The organism is Fictibacillus halophilus, from assembly GCF_016401385.1.
In the GTDB taxonomy this organism is placed as follows: domain Bacteria; phylum Bacillota; class Bacilli; order Bacillales; family Fictibacillaceae; genus Fictibacillus; species Fictibacillus halophilus.
Window position 1 is genome coordinate 748896 of record NZ_JAEACF010000001.1, and the last position, 19588, is coordinate 768483.

Sequence of the window (19588 nt, forward strand, 5' to 3'; positions counted from 1 at the left end):
CATTATCATTTAGTTGTTGACAACGTATTCATTAAATATTATGATACGAATTGTAATTGATTCTCATTATCATTTACTTATAAAAAGGGGAGAGAAAACAGAATGAAAAGAATTACATACAAATGGCTTGCATTCGCAGCTGTGTTAACATTAATGCTTGCATTAGCAGCTTGCGGCGGAAAAGATAAAGCAAAAGAAGAAAAATCAGAAGGATCTTCTGAGTCCTATAAAATAGAACATGCGATGGGTACAACAGAAGTTAAAGAAAACAAGCGAGTAGTTGTCTTAACAAACGAAGGTACTGAAGCAGCACTTGCTCTTGGCGTTAAACCGGTTGGAGCCGTTAAATCTTGGTTAGGTGATCCTTGGTATGATCACATTAAGGATGACATGAAAGGCGTAGAAGTCGTAGGTGACGAGAGTGCTGTAAACGTTGAGAAGATTGCAGCTTTAAAGCCTGACTTAATTATCGGAAACAAGCAGCGTCAAGAGAAACAATATGACGAACTAAACAAGATTGCACCAACTGTATTTGCAGAAGAGCTTCGTGGTGATTGGAAGATCAACTTCGAACTTTATGCAAAAGCTGTAGATAAAGAAGAAAAAGGAAAAGAAGTTCTAGCTGCATTCGACAAGCGTATTGAAGATATTAAGAAAGAGGCAGCAGATCAATTAAAAACAGAAGTTTCAGTGGTTCGTTTCTTGCCAGGAACATCTCGTATCTATCACAAAGATTCTTTCTCTGGTGTAATTCTTGATCAAATTGGATTTGCTCGTCCTGGTGATCAAAACAAGGATGATTTTATGGAAGAAGTAACGCAAGAACGCATTCCAGATATGAATGGTGACATTCTGTTCTACTTCACTTATGAAGAAGGCGACGGAAAAGCGACTGAAACAGAAAAAGAATGGACAGGCAATCCGCTTTGGAAGAACCTTGAAGTTGTAAAAGAAGATAAAGCATACAAAGTAAGTGATGCAATTTGGAATACAGCTGGCGGTGTAAAAGCGGCAAACTTAATGCTAGATGATCTTGAAAAGTATTTCTTAGAAAAATAATTTATGTAATGAGGGGAGCGAACATTCGCTTCCTTTTTTTATAAAGTGCTGTTTTAGTATTTATTGTGGCTTTCGAAAGTAGTTGTTTTCCATTGCAGGTTGCTCGCTTTGCGCGGGAATGAACGAACCACTTCCACTTTCACGCGCTTTTCCTTTCTTCAAGCGCACGTTTATTCATTTCACGACAGTTGCTGCATTTTAGCGCGCAGCACACTGTTATCAGCTTTTATTAGGTGTTAGGTACGTACATAAACCTGGCTACTAAATCCTTCAATTAGTGATCGTTGTTACCACCGATCTTCCTTATAATGAATGTAAAAAGATAGAAGTTATAGGGGAAGAAAACATTATGAAGTTATCTGGGGAGATTTTTCGCAATAAAAGCTTTCTTTACTTTTGGTTAAGCTCGATATTAGCGGCCATGGGCGACAGTATTTTTATGATTACACTAATGTGGCTGCTCGTTCAGCTATCAGGATCACCTGTTATTGTAGGAACATACATATTGCTTGTGACAATGACCAAGTTTTCGTTTATTCTTTTTGGCGGAGCGGTTGTTGACCGGTTCTCGGTAAGAAAACTCCTAATCGGTTCTGCTTTGGGAAGAGGAGCTATCTTGTTGTTGATATTTCTAGTCATCTCTTACACACAGCCGCCTATCTACTATTTCTACATCACAGGTGTCCTCTTTGGGCTGATTGATGCGATAAGTGAACCAGCGGGTATCACTTTTAGAACACGTCTCGTACCTGAAAAGCATTATACACAATCGATGAGCCTTATTATGATGGCAGGTCAGGCTTCTGGAGTAGTTGGCCCACTTTTAGGAGCCATGCTTTACGCCCTTTATGGGGCTAAAATGGCTTTTCTAATAAATGGAGTGGCATTCTTCGTCGCTGCGGGATTGTTTCTTTTTATAAAGGTAAAAGAGGTAAACAACGAAAAAGAGCACTCATCTTTCTTTATGGGCATTAAAGAAGGATTCACGTTTTTTATTAATACCCCTGTACTGGCAACCATGGCAGTATTCGCTTTCTTTGCTAACGCGGCTGTAGGAGCAGTGATGGTCAGCCTGCCGTTTCTAATGAAAGATTTAGACTTTGGCATTAAAGGGTATGGTTGGGCACAAACTTCACTTGCTATAGGAAGTGTAGTTGCTGCTGTTGTGTTCTCTTTATTTGTTATTCATAAACCAAAACCATATATGACGCTTTTAATATGTTTTCTGCAAGGTGCCAGCATTGTTTTGATAGGATTTTTTTCAAAGGAGCTAGCCATTTTGTTATTGCTTCTTTCGTTTGTAGGTTTTTTTGAAGCAGCTGTTAACGTCATTGCTCCAAGCGTGAATCATGCGCTTATTCCTCCTAAGCTCTTTGGCCGTGTGATCGGAATTATGGTGATTATTATGGGGATTTCAGAACCGATTGCAGCAGGGACAGCAGGACTTCTTATTGAAAAAATAGGGGCTACTGATGTTTTTGTATGGGGAGGTTTAATGGAGATGTTAGTGGCAATAATTGTGTTTTCTCTTCCGTTTATACGCAACTATAAACCAGAAGATAAGCGTTCTTAATATGTACACATTTTGTCTACAGAAATGCCATATTTTTTCCAAGGGAATGAAAGAAATAAACATAATGTATTAGTAAGCAATAAATTTATTCCTGGAGGTTTTTACAATGTATAAAAAACCGTCATTAGAAAAGGAACTGCAGCAACGTGAGATCTTAATGAAAGACGAGCAAACAAATGCTTGGTTTTACGAAGATCACATTACAGCTATTGTTAACCGTGCCCGTAAAGAAGGTGCATTTGATGATCTAGAAGGCTTAGGTAAGCCCCTTAACCTGGATGAAGATCTTACGTATAATCCCGAGAAGCGTCTTCATAAAGTAATGAAAGATAATAACATTCTCCCGAGTTGGGTGAAACTTGGTCAAGAGATAGACGTACTAAAAGAGGAACTAAAAACCTATACCGTAGAATTCAACATCAAAAAGACCGTAGAGACCATTAACAAAAAAGTCTTTCAGTATAACTTAACTTGTCCACCTAGTGCACAACGGATGAAGATAAATCTGGAGGACGTCTTGAATAAATAATTGGAGGGTGTATGTCAAAGAAAAGTACATTAAATGCAGAACATTATCAATGGGGAGATGCATGTGATGGCTGGCACCTTATAAAGCAAGAGAACCTAAGCATCATACAAGAAAGAATGCCCCCTCACACAGCTGAGGTGAGACATTATCATGTGTTTTCCCATCAATTTTTCTTTGTTTTAAACGGAGAACTGTTGATCGAAAAAGATGGTGAAGAATTTATCCTTAGCGCGCATCAAGGATTAGATATACCTGCAGGGGCAACACATCAAGTTCGAAACGAATCAAGTTTGCCTGTGGAGTTTCTTTTAACTTCTTATCCACCTGCACAAGGAGATAGAGTTGTTGTGAAAAAAGTAAAAAGTATTAGTACAGTGACCCTTTAACCACTATTTGGATAAAGGGTTATTTTTTTGTCATGTAATCTTCATCTTATGGGAAAGATAGAAAAAAAGAAGGCCAGGAGTCATAAGATGTTAATGTATAATGAGACTGCGAATCAAACGGTACGAATAGAACACTTTAAAATGCCAAAAGAAAAAGAAACCATTTGGATGTTTTATCAATCTCCAGAAGAAATGAATCAAGACGATATACTTCAGCAGCTTGAACTCCATCCGTTAGCTAAAAATGCTTTCACGAGTTTTTCAGAACATCCACAATTAAATGTCTATGCCAATCATGCTGTTGTTTCAACGTTTTATTTAGGAACAGAAAATTATGAACCAGTGAGGCTTAACCTTTTAATCGGTGAGAGCTACTTGATTGTTATGAGTGAACGAAAAATTCCTTTTAGAGAACAACTTGTTAAAGATTTTACTAACAATCCAGAACATATGAAGCATGTTAGCTATATGTTGTACTATTTGATGAAGGATATTGTGAGTTCTTATCTAGAAGTTGTCGATCAACTCTCAGATGAGTTTTTAAAGCTCGAAAAAAGTGTATTTATCGATCCACAAAAACGTGAGATCGGGCGAGATGTATACCGTTGGAAGACTCGTTTACACAAGCTTAGACAATATGTTGAAGCTGAAGAGAGCATCATTCAGAAAATGGGACATGATGACTTCGAATATGCGAACGAAGAGTCAGGTTTTTACTTTAAAGATTTGTTATCTTCTTTTTCAAGAGTAACAGCTGCTTTTGACAGTTTTAAAGAAAATTTAAAAGGGATTTTAGATCTGCAAATGTCTTTAAAATCTGATCACATGAATAGAATTATGAAAACTTTGACGCTGGTTAGTGCAGTATTCATCCCCCTTACATTTATCGCAGGCCTCTATGGCATGAATTTTGAATACATACCTGAGCTTAAATGGCGATATGGTTATTTTTACGTTTTAACTCTTTGTTTAGCTTTAGCTGTCATGATCATGGGTTATTTTAGGAAGAAAAGATGGTGGTGACTTTTACATAAAAATGTAAGGGCTGAGGAAAATAAAGAAAAAGGAGGACGTGAAGAATGGAAAAAAGACCGTATTACATTAATGTTGAAACGGGTGAGATCCTTCCGATCAAAACGGCTTCAACTTTTCAGTTTGAAATATCTGCTTCTGACGAAGACGTAAGGCATCTCGAAAGAAAGTTCAGTGAATTGGACAGTACTGCAAACGATACTTTTGTAAGATCTCATTTACCCTATGTACCTTATTCAAATGACTCAGACAATGATAGATATGATCAGAAACTAAGAGAGGCCTATCAGATGATTCATGATCTTGGTCAAGAGGAAACAAGACAATTTATTGAAAGTATGAGTTTTTGGAATCCTGAAAAACCACAAGATTTAGAAAAAAGACCAAAAGACTAGATGTCTTTTGGTCTTTACGTCGTTAATAAATAAAATAAGCAATGTAGATGATGAGGCCGATCACGATTGTAAAGCCGGCTAGTGCAATGAAAACGGGATTCAACAATGCAGTATGTCTAGAGACTGCAGGGTTTACCTCATCTTCTGTATACACTTTTTGTTTTTTTGCGATTTTCATCGTCCACCAGAGACCTATAGCTGCTACAAGGACAGATAACAAAATAAAGAACAGTGTAAACATTGAGTTCACTCCTTAAACCTTGTTTGTCCTAGTAGTGTTTGTGGATTTAACGGCTTTCATGCATAAGTAAAGTAGGTTGCTTTAATGAATTAAGGCGTCCCAGTTCGTTCTTTACGAGTGTAATTATTTTTTTCTGATCGTCTTCATCAAAAATGTTATATTGATCACTTTCGATCAACAATACTGGCGTCTTATCATAGGCTTTAATCCATTCCTTGTATTTAGCATGAAGCGTTTTATAATAAGCAAAAAGTTCAGGATTTTCTTCAACTTGCTCGTATGAGCGCCCTCTTTGACGAATACGACTTAGTACGGTCTCAAAGTCACTATCTAAATAGACAAGTAAATCAGGACGTGACTTCGGAGTTTTGTCGATTTCGTTCATCATCGTTTCGAGAAGGTCTTTATAGGTGTCAAATTCAAGCTGCGTCATGTTTCCTGAATCAAAGTTCAATTCTGCAAAAATTAAATCTTCATAAAGACTTCGATCCAGAACGTTATCTGGACTCGTACGAGCTTCCCGTATCGTCTTAAAACGTGTATTTAAGAAATAAATCTGAAGCGGGAAAGCCCATCGCTTCGGGTTTTTGTAATAATCGGGTAAAATAGGGTTGTCAACGACGCTTTCATAAAAGATAGAGCTTCCAAGCTGCTCGCTCAAAAATTCAGCATATGTAGACTTGCCAGTACCGATCATACCTGCCATTAAAATCACGGTATATCCTCCTAAAATGGGTGCTTCATCGGCGCTAAGGCCAGTGATGCGAGACTAGTTTAAAACATATGTATTCATAAGTTTAAAAATCAATATATGGTATGTAAGGTATAAAGCCTTTCTAAATATATCATGTAATACAAAAGGTGAACAGAGATTGTTTTCATAAATCATGGAGACATATTGGGGAGAATTGGGCTGATTCTTATAACATGAAGAAGTATCAATCTAAAAATATCAAAAGCGTCACAACTGAAAAACAGTAAAACATAGAACATCTGCTGTAAAAAGGGGATATTAAAATGACCATTCAAATAAAAGTATATTCTGATTTTGTTTGTCCATATTGTTACTTAGCTGAAACACCGTTGTTAAAAGCAACTGAAGATAAAGATGTAGAGATTGAAAGGATGCCATACGAACTCCGACCTTTTCCACAAGAAACATTGCGTCCTGAAGAGGATTATCTACAGAGATCGTGGCAGGAGTCTGTCCAGCCTTTATCAAAGAAAATGGGTGTTGATATGATTTTGCCAGAAGTAACTCCTCAACCTCATACTTTCTATGCTCATGAAGGATTATTGTTTGCCAAAAAACACAATAAGGAAAGAGAGTATGCACATCTCGTCTTTAAATCTTTTTACCAAAACGGAGAAGATATCGGAAAGATAGATGTTCTTCAAAACATTGCAGAGGAAATTGGTCTCGACGGTATGGCGTTTCAACAAGCATTGGAATCACGTGAATTTAAAGAAGAAAGAGAAAGGCTTCTAAAAGAGGCCACAGAAGATCTTAACATTACTGCTGTCCCAACTATTATTATTGGTGAGAGAGTATTGAAGGGGCTGCATCCTCAAGCTAATATCGAACGTGCATTAAGAGGCGCTATTAGGGATGCGAAATTTGAATTTTGTGATGGCGACGAATGTGAATAAAAGTAAAAATGATGAAAAAAGAGCGCTTAGAAGGTCGTCCTTCTTAGCGCTCTTTTTCGTTCTTAACAATGAAAAAAGGGGGTTGTTGATAGGGATGTCTATAATATAGCAAGGTCTCATTAAAAATGGACGAATATGTGATTTTTTTGATAAACGTTATCACTTTGTGACAAAGTCGCGCTGACGGGCTAAAGGGCAATTGTTTAAAATGAAAAAAGCCCTAAATTAGGGGAGGGCTTTTTTCGGGAAAGGGGGGTACACCTATATAAGACGAAGGAAAAATGGAAAAGTTTCAAAATTTGTAAAAATTCTTTTTCTAGTCCATTAAAAAATGATAGAGTAAGTAACAGAATAGAAGAGAGAAGGAATGGGGATGAGAGATTTTCTTAAAAAGTGGCATCCAGCAGTCATCGTAATTGTTGCTGGAACATTGTTTACGCGAGCGGCATTTTTTATGACTATGCCATTCTTAGCCATTTATTTGTACAATGAAAAAGGAATCGATCCAGCTATGGTTGGATTGATAATTGGAATAAGTGCTCTAACGGGTACGTTCGGTGGTTTCTTTGGGGGCTATCTATCTGATCGGATAGGGAGGCTTCCTGTGATGACAGTTGCTATCTTCATTTGGAGTGCCGTGTTTGTTGGATTTGCTGTAGCAGACCTCGTATGGCATTTCTTTGTGTTAAACATGTTAAACGGACTGTGCCGTTCTTGGTTTGAACCCATTTCTAGAGCATTGCTTGCAGATGTAACGACAAAAGGAAACCGGCTTCATGTTTTCAATGCTCGATATTTTGCAATAAATGTTGGTGCTGCAGTTGGTCCGGTTATAGGAACGCAGCTAGGTACATCAAATTCAACTCAAGCTTTTTACATTACTGCGATCGCTTATCTCTTATATGCATTATTAATTGTATTTACATTAAAAGGGTACTCCAAAGAGTTGAAGGGTGGGGAAGAGAGAAAGTTCTCAATTAAGTCTGCAATTAGTGTGCTTTCAAGAGACAGAGTGCTTGCTTTTTTTCTGATCGGAAATACAATTGTTATGATGGCACAGTCACAAATGGATACAACTCTAGCGCAATATATAGGGAATGCACCTCAGTTCGAGAATGGGGTTAAGCTTTTTGCGTACCTTGTTGTTACAAATGCAATAACTGTCCTGTTACTTCAGTTTCCAGTCACAAACTATGTAAGGCGATTTCAGCCGATGAATGCACTTCGTTTTGGGAGTTTTGCTTTCAGTCTTGCATTGCTTGGATTTGGACTATCAACGAATTGGGTTTTTCTTGTCATAAGTATGGTGTTTTTAACAGTAGGAGAAATTATTGTGTTCGTTATGAGTGATGTGCTTTTAGATGATTTAGCGCCTGAGCATATGAGAGGTACATATTTTGGAGCGATGTCGTTTCGATCGATCGGTTTCAGTGCGGGGCCGTGGATTGGCGGCTTACTTTTAAGTACGTTTGGCTTTGAACATGGATTTTATGTGTTTGGCATTCTAACGCTTATCTCATTACTGTCCTTGCCATTCTTTCAATACGGAGAAGGTATCCGCAAAACGCTCCTAAAACAACAATCTGCTTCAACTTAAGAAAGGGGAAAGATCAGCATGATTACTGGAATTGAACATACTGGAATTATGGTTTCTAACATGGAGAACTCTATCAAATTTTATACCGAGGTACTCGGTTTAGATCTATTAGATCGTTTCGATCATACAAGCGTACCCGTTGAGTTGGCATTCTTAGGGGTAGAAGGAAAAGTTCTTGTTGAGTTGATTGCTGGATATACAGGGCCAGTTACGAATGAGGGGAAGGTCCACCACATTGCGTTTTCTGTAAAGAATATTGAAGAGCAATATGAGTTGTTGCAGAAAAAAGACGTAGTCATGAAAGATAAAGAAATCACAGAGCTTCCAAACGGAAAATACTTCTTCTTTTACGGACCAGATGAAGAATCACTTGAATTTTTTGAGAGTAAATAGAAATGAAGACTGCATGAGTTGCAGTCTTTTTTTATTTCTTTGTAAAGAGTCATTATAGGGAGAAGGTGATAAGACAGCAGTAAAGAAGTCTATGAATGAGAATTAGATTCCTGGCAGTGTCTCTTTTAAATATTGGTTTGAACAGTATTCTACTCCATACTTGTAGCGACTTTCTCTAACATTTCTAGCTTTCTCCGGATCAATATGAATTCGTTTGATCTCAGGATATGTTTCCATGATCTTTAAAGCGATCTTGTCACCAGGCTCATCTGGATCAGTTAATACATAAACTTCATTACAAAGAATTAATGCTTCTTCAATTGCTCTTCGTTCTTTATGCCGAAATGAAATCCCATTTAAAATGACAAAATGGGCGTGAGGATGAACACTTTGTACTCTCAGTTGATCACTTTTGCCTTCAACAATGTATCCGGTCATAGCGCCTCCTGTAAAACTAAGATTCATTAACATTTTATGGAGGGCATATCGATAATAGTACGACTTCTAAAAAATTATTGGACAAAGGGAGTGTAAACTGTGAAGAAGCTAATTATCCTTGTAAGAACTTGTTCTCTTAGCTTCTTTTCCCTTATTAGTATTTATGGATTGTATTTGTTGTTAGGTGATATTGAAGGGTTACTGATCGGGGGGTCCATTCTTCTTGTATGCTTTTCCTTATTTAGCATGCGATTCATTAGATTTGTTATAGAGAGAAAAGAAACGCTTGTAACGAAAAGGATACAGCCAAACCTCATGGTTATTACTCTTACAGCATTCTCTACAGCTATATTATCTGTAGGCAATTATGCGCTCGAAACCTCTTTGCCACACTCTTTATCTCCTAGAGTAAAAAATCAATTTTATTTGGAAGCGATGTTAGTAGAAAAGGATAGGATTTTTGAAAGAGTATCCTTTTTAAAAACGCTAGAAAATATGAATGAGAAAAAAGCTTCGGTTTTCTATGAACCCCAAGACGAGGAATTAGCAGGTTCTGCGATTCGTCACATCCGTAAAATGCAGTTTTATCACAATGAATGGATTGATGTTCATGATGCCCTTCCTGTAACCCTCATCCTCTATCGGAACCCTTTAATCTTTCAGCAACATCTGCCGTTTCACTCGTATGAAAACTTGCAAGCATTATACGTACCTGCTCAAGAAACCATCCATCTGCTTGTTACTAACGACATGGATGAGAATTCTGATCTATTTCTAGAGTTGGTCGGACATGAATATACACATCATTGGATTATTAGTTATTTGTCAGAAAATAAACTGGATAATAGGCATCTGCCTAGATGGTTTGAAGAGGGGCTTGCAGAATATGCTGGGAAACAGAGTATAAGAGAGGTGCCGATCTTTGTACCTCTAAACTTCATTCCCTTCACAAGGCTTCACTCCGTAAAGGATTGGGCATATCAAAATCGGAGAAAATCTAGTCACCGTCCATACAGACAAAGCTATTATGCCATTGATCAATTAGTAAGGGACGGGAATCGATCTAAAATTAAATCCTTATTGCTTAATAAACAGAAGAATTTTTACCGCTTGTTTGAAGAAGAGACGGGTGAATCCCTGATCGAGTTTGAGGTGCGTTTTTTAAGAGAAGAGTTTATGAATTTAAAGCGCTGAACTGATGCTCATTTGTTTATAGAAGTAATACGTGTAATCAAGCAAAAAGAACTCCTCACGTAAGGAGTTCTTTATTATTATCTGCTTTTTAATTTTCTTTTAATGATAGGCAATAACCTCTTTTTACCTTGTTTGATTAAAAAAGCAACAGCCATTCCTTTGATACCCTTTTTAATACGTCCCATTTTCATCCTCCTATAAATATCATAGTTGTTTCAAGTAATATACCCGAAATCACCATGAAGCAATCCTTTTATAGTTATACGGGTTACTTGTCTATACGTTTCATCACGATATGAATAAGATGAACCGAATACAATTTTATAGGAGTTGAACGTATTGAGCATGTATAGAAGTTTTCCACCTTTTCCGGGTCAAGGCGGCGGTCAAGGCGGAGGGCAAGGGTTTGGCCCACCAGGTGGCCCTCCAGGCGGACCTCCAGGAGGCGGAGGTGGCGGTGGCGGTGGAATGGCGCCAACATCAGCACCTCCATCATTTACACCATCCCAAGCGCAAGGTTTTAGTTTGCAAGGTGGAGGTGGCGGAGGAAGTCAGCCAGGAGTCTATGCTGTTGATCCAGGCGCGATCAGACCTTGTTTATACCAATATGTCTATATCTGGCCAACATGGGGACCAGGATTTTGGGCATGGCTTACTTTTGCAGGTAGAAGATCGGTTGCAGGATTTCGCTGGACCGGAAATAGATGGATCTATTTTGGTATGGATACACGCCAAATCAGTTCATTTTATTGTTACTAAGAACAACCGCCTTTGTGCGGTTGTTTTTTTATCCTATAGGATATAGTGGTTCTTTAAGGACGCTCCATGTTTCATACATTTTCAAGTCAGACGGAATGCGTTTGGTTCCAACATATTGAGCTGCTTCCCAAACCAGAGGAGAACACCAATCTTTTACTAGATCATTAGTGCTTATCCATCTTGTTCCTCTTGAATCTTGATCTGGAATATCTGCTAAAGCCGCTTGAGAACTAATATCTATAAGACAATTAAAAAATACCGCTGTATGTTGCGAGTGCGTCCACGCCTTGTAGTTCCATGGAAGTTCATAACAGCGTTCCCCTAGTTTCATTCCTTTCTTCACCACATATCCCGTTTCTTCTAATACTTCACGAATTACCGTTTCGTATTCTGATTCACCATCAATAGGTGTACCTCCAGGAAGGTCGAATCGATTCTTATAAGGACCACCGTTTTTTTCAATTACGAGAAGTTCTCCCTTCTTGTTCAAACAAATGCAATAGATTCCTTTGTGTTTATGCATCTAATAAGCTCCCCCATAAAAAACACCTTTTCACCATACATGAAAAGGTATTTTGTCCTTTTATTCTTTTACCAGTGCATTTAGTTCTGAGGTTAATGCTTCAAACTTGTTGAAACTTTCAACCACTTGTTCTACACATCTATGCTGCTCTTCTACAGATGCAAGAACTTCTTCAACAGAACCACTTGATGTTTCAGCAATTCCAGAAACAGAATGAATTTCTCCAACAATATATCCGGTAGATTCATACAGTTGATTAATCAATTCTTGTACTTCGGAAGACTGTGCTGCAACTTGATCGGTGTTCGCTAAAATTTGACTAAAATTGTCTGCCGTTTTCTCAGTAGCATCAAGACTAGATGTGACAACCCCTTGTGAACCATCTACAAATTGAGCGGCTTGTTTGGCTTTGTTACGGATTTCTCCTAAGATTGCTCCAATCTGTTTTGTAGAATGTTGAGAATCCTCAGCAAGGCGGCGAACCTCGTCTGCAACAACAGCAAACCCTCGGCCCTGATCTCCGGCTCGCGCTGCTTCAATCGCTGCATTCAATGCAAGCAAGTTCGTTTGGGAAGAGATTTCTTCAATTGTCGTTAAAATTCCTTCTATTGATTCACTTTGCTGATTTAATTCATACATAAGAGTGTTTGTTTGCTGCATCAGCTCACTCACTTCTTTCATCTTAGATGAAAGTTCTATTACTTGGTTTTCTCCTGCTTTTGTAACGATTGCAGTTTGCTCTGAAAGTTTTTTCATATCATTAGAGTGCTGAAAAAGACCCTTTGCTACGTCATTGGTACTTGTAACAGAATGGCTCATTCCACCTACACTGACAGCCTGAGATTCTACACCTTTTGCTACTTCAGTAAAAGCATAAGTAATGTTGCTTGATATTTCACCTGTTCTTGTAACGTTATCCTTAACCGATTGACTAAAGTGATGCAGATTTTCTGTTGCATCTTTAATTTTACTCAACAATTGTTCCAATTTATCTTTATCTTTTTCAGATTGTTTTTCAGCAATCAAGATATTTTCGTGCATACGCTGTCCAATTCTTGCTTGGGCTACTAGAGCAGCGGTAATTACGGTTAAGAAAACGTTTAGAGAGATTATGATCTTTGGATCTTGTCCGGCAAACATTGTTTCTTTATATTGAAAAAAGAAGAAATTAGTTAACAATAATCCACTAATACCCGATAGTAAGATTGAAAGGTAGTTATGATACAAAGTGATGACTGCCAAGCATACATAGGTCATTAGGTAGGTAGAAATCTTTGGGTTCGTGTCTGCCATTATAACCGTCAGGATCGTTAAGCCGATAACAACAAAATATTGGACGGCAAAGGGAGCCCACTTTCGGTACGTCCAAATGGATAGTATGGTCATGATCACTAGTCCAGCTACACCATAAAACATGACACTATCTATGGTTTTTGTACTCGCATACGTACTTGCTAGACCAAGAAAATACATACCCCACAGCATTTTTGTAACTAGTTTATTCGTTTGTAAATTTGAGGCAAATGATGGATTCAAATTTCGTCATCTCCGTTTTAAAATGTATAAGTACTGTTTTTATATCGTCAGAATTCTTGTAGCATTTAAGAAGGTTTCCAAATTTTGTTTTGAATGCACGTTTTCTAATAATAAATGAATAGTAGATGAGATTCTTCTGCTATTAAACTTTTAATTCGAGGTGAGTACTATGAAAAGAAAGACTTGGATATTTGCTATCATACTATTACTAGCTGCTTGTAGCAGTGAACCGAAAAGCACCGATACAAAAGAAGAACCAGCTCAGAAAACAGCCGAGTCTTCACCAACTGAAAAGAATGAAGAAGTAAAAGAAGAACCCGTTAACGAGGAAGTAACTTCAATTGAAGAAGAAGGAACGTATATTGGTATGATTGACAATAATTCTATTGAAGTTGAAGCAGCAGGTGAAACATTAGTTCTTCGCCTAACAGATGAAGTAAGGAATGCCGTAGAGAGTTTGAACGATGGTGCCAAAGTTAACATCGTTTATAAGAAGAATGACGAAGGACAATGGGTGCTTGAGAAAATTACAGAAAAGAGTGCTCCAGAGGCAGCTCCTTCAAAAAAACTAACATACATAGTGGACGGAACTTCAATTGAGGAGGACGCGGTTTTAACTGAGAGTGAACTTAATTACCACTTTTATAAACTTCCGGATTTTGAATTTACTGCAGAGGAACCACGAAAAGATTTACTGTTTGCTACGAAATTTGCTGAAACATTTGTTAGGATAGAGCCCTTGTCAGAGGAATCGTCCATTGATGATCTTAAAGAATGGGCAAATGATGAGCTTGAAGCGGTTGGAGAAGTAAGTGAAGTAAACGGAAAAGAGGTCGCCGGACCGGCATTTGAAAAGACTTCGTTATTTATTACAGCATCAAAAGATTCTTATAAAAAATATATTGTGATTCAAGACTTAAGTAACGGAGATCAAGTCAAATATACGGTTAACCTGCCTGAACATAAGAACGCAGCTAAATGGGAACAAGCCATTTGGGCAATGCTTTCTACTCTTCAAACCAAATAGTGTAAAAAGCGTATCCTTTAGGTGCGCTTTTTTAATTGGTTACGACATAAAAAAAATAAATCATTATCATAAAAGTAGCGGATGGCATATAATATTTACAAAGGTTTAAAAAGTTTCCTTAAGGAAAGATAGGTGAATGCAATGTGGTATAAAGAGAGTTCTTTGTTTAAGCTGCAGCAATACACGATAATCCTACACAAACTTGGAATCTTTTCGCAGGAAGATAAGGTAGATATATTAGGTAAAATACAAAAGTATAAGATGAAAGTTGGTTTAAAAGACTAGGCTGCCTCAGTAGGGAGCCTCTTTATTTGTACATTTTTCTTTTACATAGAAAAGACCCGGCAGCAACTGCCGGGTCTTATATATAGGCTGAACTTATTTTTTAGTTACGTTAGCTGCTTGTGGTCCGCGAGCTCCGTCAACAATTTCAAACTCTACTTCTTGACCTTCGTCAAGAGATTTAAATCCTTCTGATTGGATTGCAGAGAAGTGTACGAATACGTCGTCTCCACCTTCAACTTCGATGAATCCAAAACCTTTTTCAGCGTTAAACCATTTTACTTTACCTGTTTGCATGTGAATGCCTCCTAGAACGTTTGCACTTTTGTGCTCTGTAATTACCAAACCACTTTCAAACTCTTAAGTTAAGATGTAATCCAGTACTGAATGGTTGTCACAAATATATCACAAGAAAAAAGCTCTCGCAAGGAACTTTTCTGAAAAATAGGAATAAAGAGTCAGGATATTTCCTCGTATGTAATCTTCAGTTGAATGTTATAGATTTTGTGAATTGTTTTTTTAAGGATTATTGTACATTGAACAAATATAAAATAAAAAACCACCTGCCTTCTATTCGATAGTAGGAGATGGTTTCAAATCGTGTGATGGTCGAGTAGCTACAATACCTGTCGCTTTTACAATCTGGTTTAAAATGTTAACTCGCGATTGATCATCAAAGTTTTGTGCTTTGACAAATGCGTAGCCATCTTCATTAGATACATAACGAGGTGGCAAATTGTTAAGTGTGATCGCAAAGACATCAGCTTTACAAATCTCACATTTGCAAGGTAGCTGAAGTTGTCCCCAATAATTCTTTAATGCTTCTTCTACTAAAATCTCCATGGCATTTTTTACATTCATGGGCTTTTTACCCCTTTATACACAATCTATATGTATAGAATAGCTTATTCTTACTACATATGTAAACTTTTACTGCAAGTAACAAGACTATTTAACTATAGTTTTTTTTGTAAACTCTCTATAATCATACTTTGTTACTAAATAGACGATAATATATGATTTTTCTGAAAATTAACTTGAAATCATATATGATTTGAGATTAACATAGGAATATGAAGACTAAACACAAAACAAATAAACAGCAGTATGCTTATCAAGTCATCCGTTCTCGTATCTTAGATGGCAGGTATCCGCCAGGTCACAAACTTGTTATTGACCAACTGGCTAGAGAGCTTCAAACAAGTGCTATTCCCGTTCGTGAAGCGATCAGATTGCTTGAAGCGGATTCTTTGATTTCATTTAAGCCCTACTCGGGAGCGATTGTTACCCCCTTCGATGAACAAGCATACTTAGAAACTCTATCCGTTTTAGCCGTATTAGAGGGTTTTGCGACTGCAGAATCATCGATCCACTTTCCTCACGAAAAACTTGAAGGTTTAAGAGTGTATACAAAGCTCATGGAAGATGCACTTGAACATCTTGATTATTCTCTTTTCTCCAACTACAACAAAGAATTTCATAGACTCACATACAACTATTGCAGAAATCAATTTCTATTAGAGCAGATTCATACAACTTGGGAAAGGTTAGGCACTGTTCGTAAGCAGGGATCAACAATGAAACCATTACGTATGAAGCGATCAGTTGCAGAACACTATCAACTAATTGAGATGATTGAAAGAAGAGAGGAACCAAAAATAATAGAGGCATTTGCTAGAAACCATAAGTTAAATACTCTAAAAGCTTTTCTTGAGGATTCCCAACAAAACTCTATTTAAGGAGATGAAAGCATGAAAGTAGAAGAAGTAAAGAAATCTCTAAGAGGGTCTATTGCTCCAATCATCACCCCTTTTCATGAAGATGAATCGCTAGATCTTGAAACACTTAAAAGTTTGATAGACTGGCATATCCAGTCAGGAAGTCACGGAATTTCTGTCACCGGGACCACAGGGGAACCGTCATCGCTGACATTAAAAGAACGTGAGCTTGTTATGGAAACAGCGATTAAGGCAGTGAATAAGCGTGTTCCAATCGTTCCAGGAACTGGATCAACCAACCATCAAGAGTCTCTTCATTTAACGAAATTAGCTCAAGAGATGGGAGCAGATGCCGCTATGGTCATTGTCCCATACTACAATAAGCCCTCTCAGCATGCCCTTTACAAGCATTTTAAACTCATCGCAGACTCAGTGGACATTCCACTAATCATTTATAACATCCCAGGAAGAACAGCAGTGAATTTGGAAGTAAAGACACTAGCGCGACTTAACGAAGACTGTCCAAACATTATTGGAGTAAAAGAATCCAATAAAGACTTCGAACACATTAACCGCGTTCTTTTAAATTGTGGACGTGACTTTTTACTTTATTCAGGCATAGAGTTGCTTTGCTATCCAATGCTTGCGATTGGTGGTGCAGGATACATATCTGCAACAGCAAACGTACTTCCTTCAAAAGTGGCAGAAGTATACAACGCTTGGGACTCTGGAAATGTAGAAGAAGCCCTAAAGCTTCACTATGATTTAATGCCTTTAAATGACGTTCTTTTTAAAGATACGAATCCTGCTCCACTAAAAGCTGCATTAGGTATGATGGGCAAGATCAACCCAAAATTAAGATTGCCGATGGACTTGCCGGCAGATTCTTTGCAAAAAGAAATAAGAGCAGTACTTGCTGATTATGGATTAGTAGAAAAAATAGGGAGTGAAGTATAAATGAAGCATGCACGCGTGATTTTTGAAGGAAGAGAGCAAAAAGGAACAGTTGTTGATGATGTAATTACGTTTTCATCAGGTAAAAGTGCAAAGGTAAGTGAGATTGAAACATGGCTGCCGCCGTTTCAGCCGAACAAAATGATTGGTCTAGCACTAAATTATGCAGATCATGCCGATGAATTAGGACTCGAAAAGCCAGCAGAACCTGTACTATTTATCAAACCAAACTCTTCACTTGTTGGTCATAAAGGTCAAGTGTTCTATCCGGACGGCGCCACTTACATGCACTATGAAAATGAACTTGCGGTTGTAATCGGTAAAGAAGGAAGAAACATTAAAGCTGAAAATGCGATGGATTTTGTAAGCGGTTACACCATTGCGAACGATGTAACAGTCCGTGATTTTGTAAACAACTGGTACCGTCCGCCGGTTCGTGCGAAAGGGCATGACACGTTTGGTCCAATGGGTCCATTTTATGTGGATGCTGCAGATATCCCGGATGTTACGAACCTTGAACTTCGCACGTATGTGAATGGTGAATTAAGACAGCAAGGAAACACGAAGGATTTGATGTATTCAATACCAGAAATTATTGAGTTTGTTTCATCATTCATGACACTTGAACCCAATGATGTGATCTGGACGGGTACACCAAAAGGTATCTCTCACGTTCACCCTGGGGATATTGTAAGGCTTGAGATTGATTATCTTGGAGTACTAGAAAATACGATCGTTGATGGACGTACAGAAAAGGTGCCAACTGGAGGGAAGGATCATGAAGCCGGAAATTAAGGAAATGATTCAGCACTATATTAACGGACAGTTTGTTTCAGGGCATAAAGGAGACTACTTTGTTAACGTCAATCCTTTTACGAATGAAAAGATCAATACGATAAGTGAAGGAACAATAGAAGATATTAATGCAGCAGCAAAAGCGGCAAAGGATGCTTTTAAGCAAGGTCCATGGGGCAAGTTGAAGCAGGAAAAGCGTCTTCAATACATCTATAAGATTGCTGATTTAATTGATCGAGATGTAGAAGAGATTGCGTTGTTAGAGTCTTATGACACGGGACTTCCTATTGCTCAAACAAGAAAAATGGTAGGACGTGCAGCGGATAACTTCAGATTTTATGCCGAAATGGTAAAAAACCGCATGTCAGGTGAAGCGTATCACGTAGATGACGAGTTCATGAACTACACGATTCAAAAGCCGGTAGGTGTAGCGGGACTGATTACCCCATGGAACGCACCTTTTATGCTTGAGACATGGAAAATCGCACCTGCACTCGCAACTGGGAACACTGTCATTTTAAAACCAGCTGAGTGGTCGCCATTAACGGCTAATAAGCTAGCAGAGCTTATGGATGAAGCAGGACTTCCAGCGGGTGTGTTTAACGTCGTTCATGGTTTTGGTGAAACAGCTGGTGCGTCTCTTGTTGCTCACCAAGATGTACAGCTCATCTCGTTTACAGGAGAGACGAAGACAGGTTCAGAGATTATGAGAAATGGTTCTGCTTCTTTGAAGCGTTTTTCAATGGAGCTTGGCGGAAAGTCCCCGATCATTGTATTTGATGATTGTGATTTCGAACGTGCACTAGATGCTTGTGTATGGGGAATCTTTTCTTTTAATGGAGAAAGGTGTACGGCAAACTCTCGATTGTTCATTCAAGAGTCAATTAAAGATGAGTTCGTGGCACGTTTGAAAGAAAGGGTAAACAACATCATCGTAGGTGACCCATCAGATCCAGATACAGAAGTAGGGCCGCTTATTCATACAGAACACTATGAAAATGTGAAACGATATTTAAAGATTGCAGAGGACGAAGGTGCAGAAGTATACGCCCAAGCACTCTCTGAATCTCATAAAAAAGGGAACTTTGTAGCTCCGACACTTTTATTAAACGTAAAAAATGATATGACGGTGGCACAAGAAGAAATATTCGGTCCAGTTTTATCTGTGATGACGTTTAAAGATGAAGAAGAAGTGATCGACTATGCAAATGATATTAAATATGGCTTAGCAGGCTATGTGTGGACAAACGATATGAAAAAAGGTCTGCGCGTCGCAAATGCAGTTGAAGCGGGGATGTTATGGGTGAACTCGCAAAATGTTCGTGATCTTCGTATTCCTTTCGGTGGCTCTAAGAATTCTGGAATCGGTCGTGAAGGCGGCCATTATGCGTTTGAGTTTTATACCGAAATGAAGGTGGTGCATGTTGCACTAGCTGACCATCACATTCAGCAGTTCGGAAAGAAAAAACAGTCGCTTCAAACCGAAGCGAAACATTAGGAGGGATTT

At 38.2% G+C, this 19588-nt stretch carries 24 protein-coding genes; 17 read left to right on the forward strand and 7 right to left on the reverse strand.

What is annotated here, in order from left to right:
* The first annotated feature begins 102 nt into the window (after positions 1-102).
* From I5J82_RS04020 to I5J82_RS04045, 6 genes are all read left to right on the forward strand, one after another.
* Entirely contained in the window at positions 103-1059 is a 957-nt protein-coding gene (locus tag I5J82_RS04020) for an ABC transporter substrate-binding protein (RefSeq protein WP_198766766.1), read from the forward strand.
* Between the two features lie 349 nt (positions 1060-1408).
* Positions 1409-2632: an MFS transporter gene (locus I5J82_RS04025; RefSeq protein WP_198766767.1), complete on the forward strand. Its 1224-nt coding sequence runs from the start codon at positions 1409-1411 to the stop codon at positions 2630-2632.
* Between the two features lie 106 nt (positions 2633-2738).
* On the forward strand, positions 2739-3161 hold the full coding sequence (locus tag I5J82_RS04030; protein ID WP_198766768.1) for a DnaJ family domain-containing protein: 423 nt from the start codon (positions 2739-2741) through the stop codon (positions 3159-3161).
* Positions 3162-3172: 11 nt separating this feature from the next.
* Positions 3173-3547: a cupin domain-containing protein gene (locus tag I5J82_RS04035; RefSeq protein ID WP_198766769.1), complete on the forward strand. Its 375-nt coding sequence runs from the start codon at positions 3173-3175 to the stop codon at positions 3545-3547.
* 87 nt (positions 3548-3634) lie between these two features.
* A complete protein-coding gene (locus I5J82_RS04040; protein ID WP_198766770.1) occupies positions 3635-4570 on the forward strand; it encodes a magnesium transporter CorA family protein in 936 nt (311 codons plus the stop codon).
* A gap of 56 nt (positions 4571-4626) precedes the next feature.
* On the forward strand, positions 4627-4974 hold the full coding sequence (locus I5J82_RS04045; protein ID WP_198766771.1) for a hydrolase: 348 nt from the start codon (positions 4627-4629) through the stop codon (positions 4972-4974).
* A gap of 22 nt (positions 4975-4996) precedes the next feature.
* Here the strand turns inward: I5J82_RS04045 and I5J82_RS04050 are convergent, their stop codons facing one another.
* Together I5J82_RS04050 and I5J82_RS04055 are read right to left on the reverse strand one after the other, a co-directional pair.
* Complete coding sequence (locus I5J82_RS04050) at positions 4997-5215, reverse strand: hypothetical protein (protein ID WP_066392840.1); 219 nt, start codon at positions 5213-5215, stop codon at positions 4997-4999.
* A gap of 46 nt (positions 5216-5261) precedes the next feature.
* Positions 5262-5921 carry a deoxynucleoside kinase gene (locus tag I5J82_RS04055; RefSeq protein ID WP_198768906.1) on the reverse strand — a complete coding sequence of 220 codons (660 nt, stop codon included), beginning with the start codon at positions 5919-5921 and terminating at the stop codon, positions 5262-5264.
* 311 nt (positions 5922-6232) lie between these two features.
* Between I5J82_RS04055 and I5J82_RS04060 the strand changes: the two genes are divergently transcribed.
* The 3 genes from I5J82_RS04060 to I5J82_RS04070 all read left to right on the forward strand — a co-directional run bounded on the left by I5J82_RS04060 (position 6233) and on the right by I5J82_RS04070 (position 8855).
* Positions 6233-6865, forward strand: coding sequence for a DsbA family oxidoreductase (locus I5J82_RS04060; protein ID WP_198766772.1), 633 nt, complete (start codon positions 6233-6235; stop codon positions 6863-6865).
* A 373-nt stretch (positions 6866-7238) separates the two neighbouring features.
* Positions 7239-8462, forward strand: a complete 1224-nt coding sequence (locus I5J82_RS04065; protein ID WP_198766773.1) for an MDR family MFS transporter — start codon at positions 7239-7241, stop codon at positions 8460-8462.
* Between the two features lie 18 nt (positions 8463-8480).
* The gene (locus I5J82_RS04070) at positions 8481-8855 is read left to right on the forward strand and encodes a VOC family protein (RefSeq protein WP_144701307.1); all 375 of its coding nucleotides are present in this window, start codon (positions 8481-8483) and stop codon (positions 8853-8855) included.
* Between the two features lie 102 nt (positions 8856-8957).
* On the opposite strand, the gene I5J82_RS04075 is transcribed toward I5J82_RS04070, so the two are convergent.
* Positions 8958-9293 (reverse strand): ribonuclease M5, encoded by a 336-nt coding sequence (locus tag I5J82_RS04075; RefSeq protein WP_186320550.1) that lies wholly within the window; start codon positions 9291-9293, stop codon positions 8958-8960.
* A 99-nt stretch (positions 9294-9392) separates the two neighbouring features.
* Here I5J82_RS04075 and I5J82_RS04080 point away from each other — a divergent pair, with 99 nt between their 5' ends.
* Positions 9393-10487, forward strand: coding sequence for a hypothetical protein (locus tag I5J82_RS04080; RefSeq protein WP_198766774.1), 1095 nt, complete (start codon positions 9393-9395; stop codon positions 10485-10487).
* Positions 10488-10832: 345 nt separating this feature from the next.
* Positions 10833-11246, forward strand: coding sequence for a collagen-like protein (locus I5J82_RS04085; protein WP_198768907.1), 414 nt, complete (start codon positions 10833-10835; stop codon positions 11244-11246).
* 28 nt (positions 11247-11274) lie between these two features.
* Here the strand turns inward: I5J82_RS04085 and I5J82_RS04090 are convergent, their stop codons facing one another.
* Both I5J82_RS04090 and I5J82_RS04095 read right to left on the reverse strand, forming a co-directional pair.
* Positions 11275-11769: an NUDIX domain-containing protein gene (locus I5J82_RS04090; RefSeq protein WP_198766775.1), complete on the reverse strand. Its 495-nt coding sequence runs from the start codon at positions 11767-11769 to the stop codon at positions 11275-11277.
* A 60-nt stretch (positions 11770-11829) separates the two neighbouring features.
* The gene (locus tag I5J82_RS04095) at positions 11830-13305 is read right to left on the reverse strand and encodes a methyl-accepting chemotaxis protein (RefSeq protein WP_198766776.1); all 1476 of its coding nucleotides are present in this window, start codon (positions 13303-13305) and stop codon (positions 11830-11832) included.
* A 169-nt stretch (positions 13306-13474) separates the two neighbouring features.
* On the opposite strand from I5J82_RS04095, the gene I5J82_RS04100 reads away from it, so the two are divergent.
* Positions 13475-14332 (forward strand): hypothetical protein, encoded by an 858-nt coding sequence (locus I5J82_RS04100; protein ID WP_198766777.1) that lies wholly within the window; start codon positions 13475-13477, stop codon positions 14330-14332.
* Between the two features lie 132 nt (positions 14333-14464).
* Positions 14465-14617 (forward strand): hypothetical protein, encoded by a 153-nt coding sequence (locus tag I5J82_RS04105; protein WP_198766778.1) that lies wholly within the window; start codon positions 14465-14467, stop codon positions 14615-14617.
* A gap of 93 nt (positions 14618-14710) precedes the next feature.
* Here the strand turns inward: I5J82_RS04105 and cspD are convergent, their stop codons facing one another.
* Together cspD and I5J82_RS04115 are read right to left on the reverse strand one after the other, a co-directional pair.
* Positions 14711-14911 carry a cold-shock protein CspD gene (gene cspD / locus I5J82_RS04110; protein WP_066237152.1) on the reverse strand — a complete coding sequence of 67 codons (201 nt, stop codon included), beginning with the start codon at positions 14909-14911 and terminating at the stop codon, positions 14711-14713.
* Positions 14912-15184: 273 nt separating this feature from the next.
* The gene (locus I5J82_RS04115; RefSeq protein WP_198766779.1) at positions 15185-15475 is read right to left on the reverse strand and encodes a late competence development ComFB family protein; all 291 of its coding nucleotides are present in this window, start codon (positions 15473-15475) and stop codon (positions 15185-15187) included.
* A 212-nt stretch (positions 15476-15687) separates the two neighbouring features.
* On the opposite strand from I5J82_RS04115, the gene I5J82_RS04120 reads away from it, so the two are divergent.
* From I5J82_RS04120 to hpaE, 4 genes are read left to right on the forward strand one after another with little or no spacing between them, the layout of a single operon-like run.
* Positions 15688-16353 (forward strand): GntR family transcriptional regulator, encoded by a 666-nt coding sequence (locus I5J82_RS04120; RefSeq protein WP_198766780.1) that lies wholly within the window; start codon positions 15688-15690, stop codon positions 16351-16353.
* A gap of 12 nt (positions 16354-16365) precedes the next feature.
* Positions 16366-17289 carry a 2,4-dihydroxyhept-2-ene-1,7-dioic acid aldolase gene (hpaI, locus tag I5J82_RS04125; RefSeq protein WP_198766781.1) on the forward strand — a complete coding sequence of 308 codons (924 nt, stop codon included), beginning with the start codon at positions 16366-16368 and terminating at the stop codon, positions 17287-17289.
* A complete protein-coding gene (locus I5J82_RS04130) occupies positions 17290-18081 on the forward strand; it encodes a fumarylacetoacetate hydrolase family protein (protein WP_198766782.1) in 792 nt (263 codons plus the stop codon). It begins immediately after the preceding gene.
* Positions 18065-19579, forward strand: coding sequence for a 5-carboxymethyl-2-hydroxymuconate semialdehyde dehydrogenase (gene hpaE / locus I5J82_RS04135; RefSeq protein ID WP_198766783.1), 1515 nt, complete (start codon positions 18065-18067; stop codon positions 19577-19579). The genes I5J82_RS04130 and hpaE overlap by 17 nt, the downstream gene beginning before the upstream one ends.
* Positions 19580-19588 lie beyond the last annotated feature (9 nt).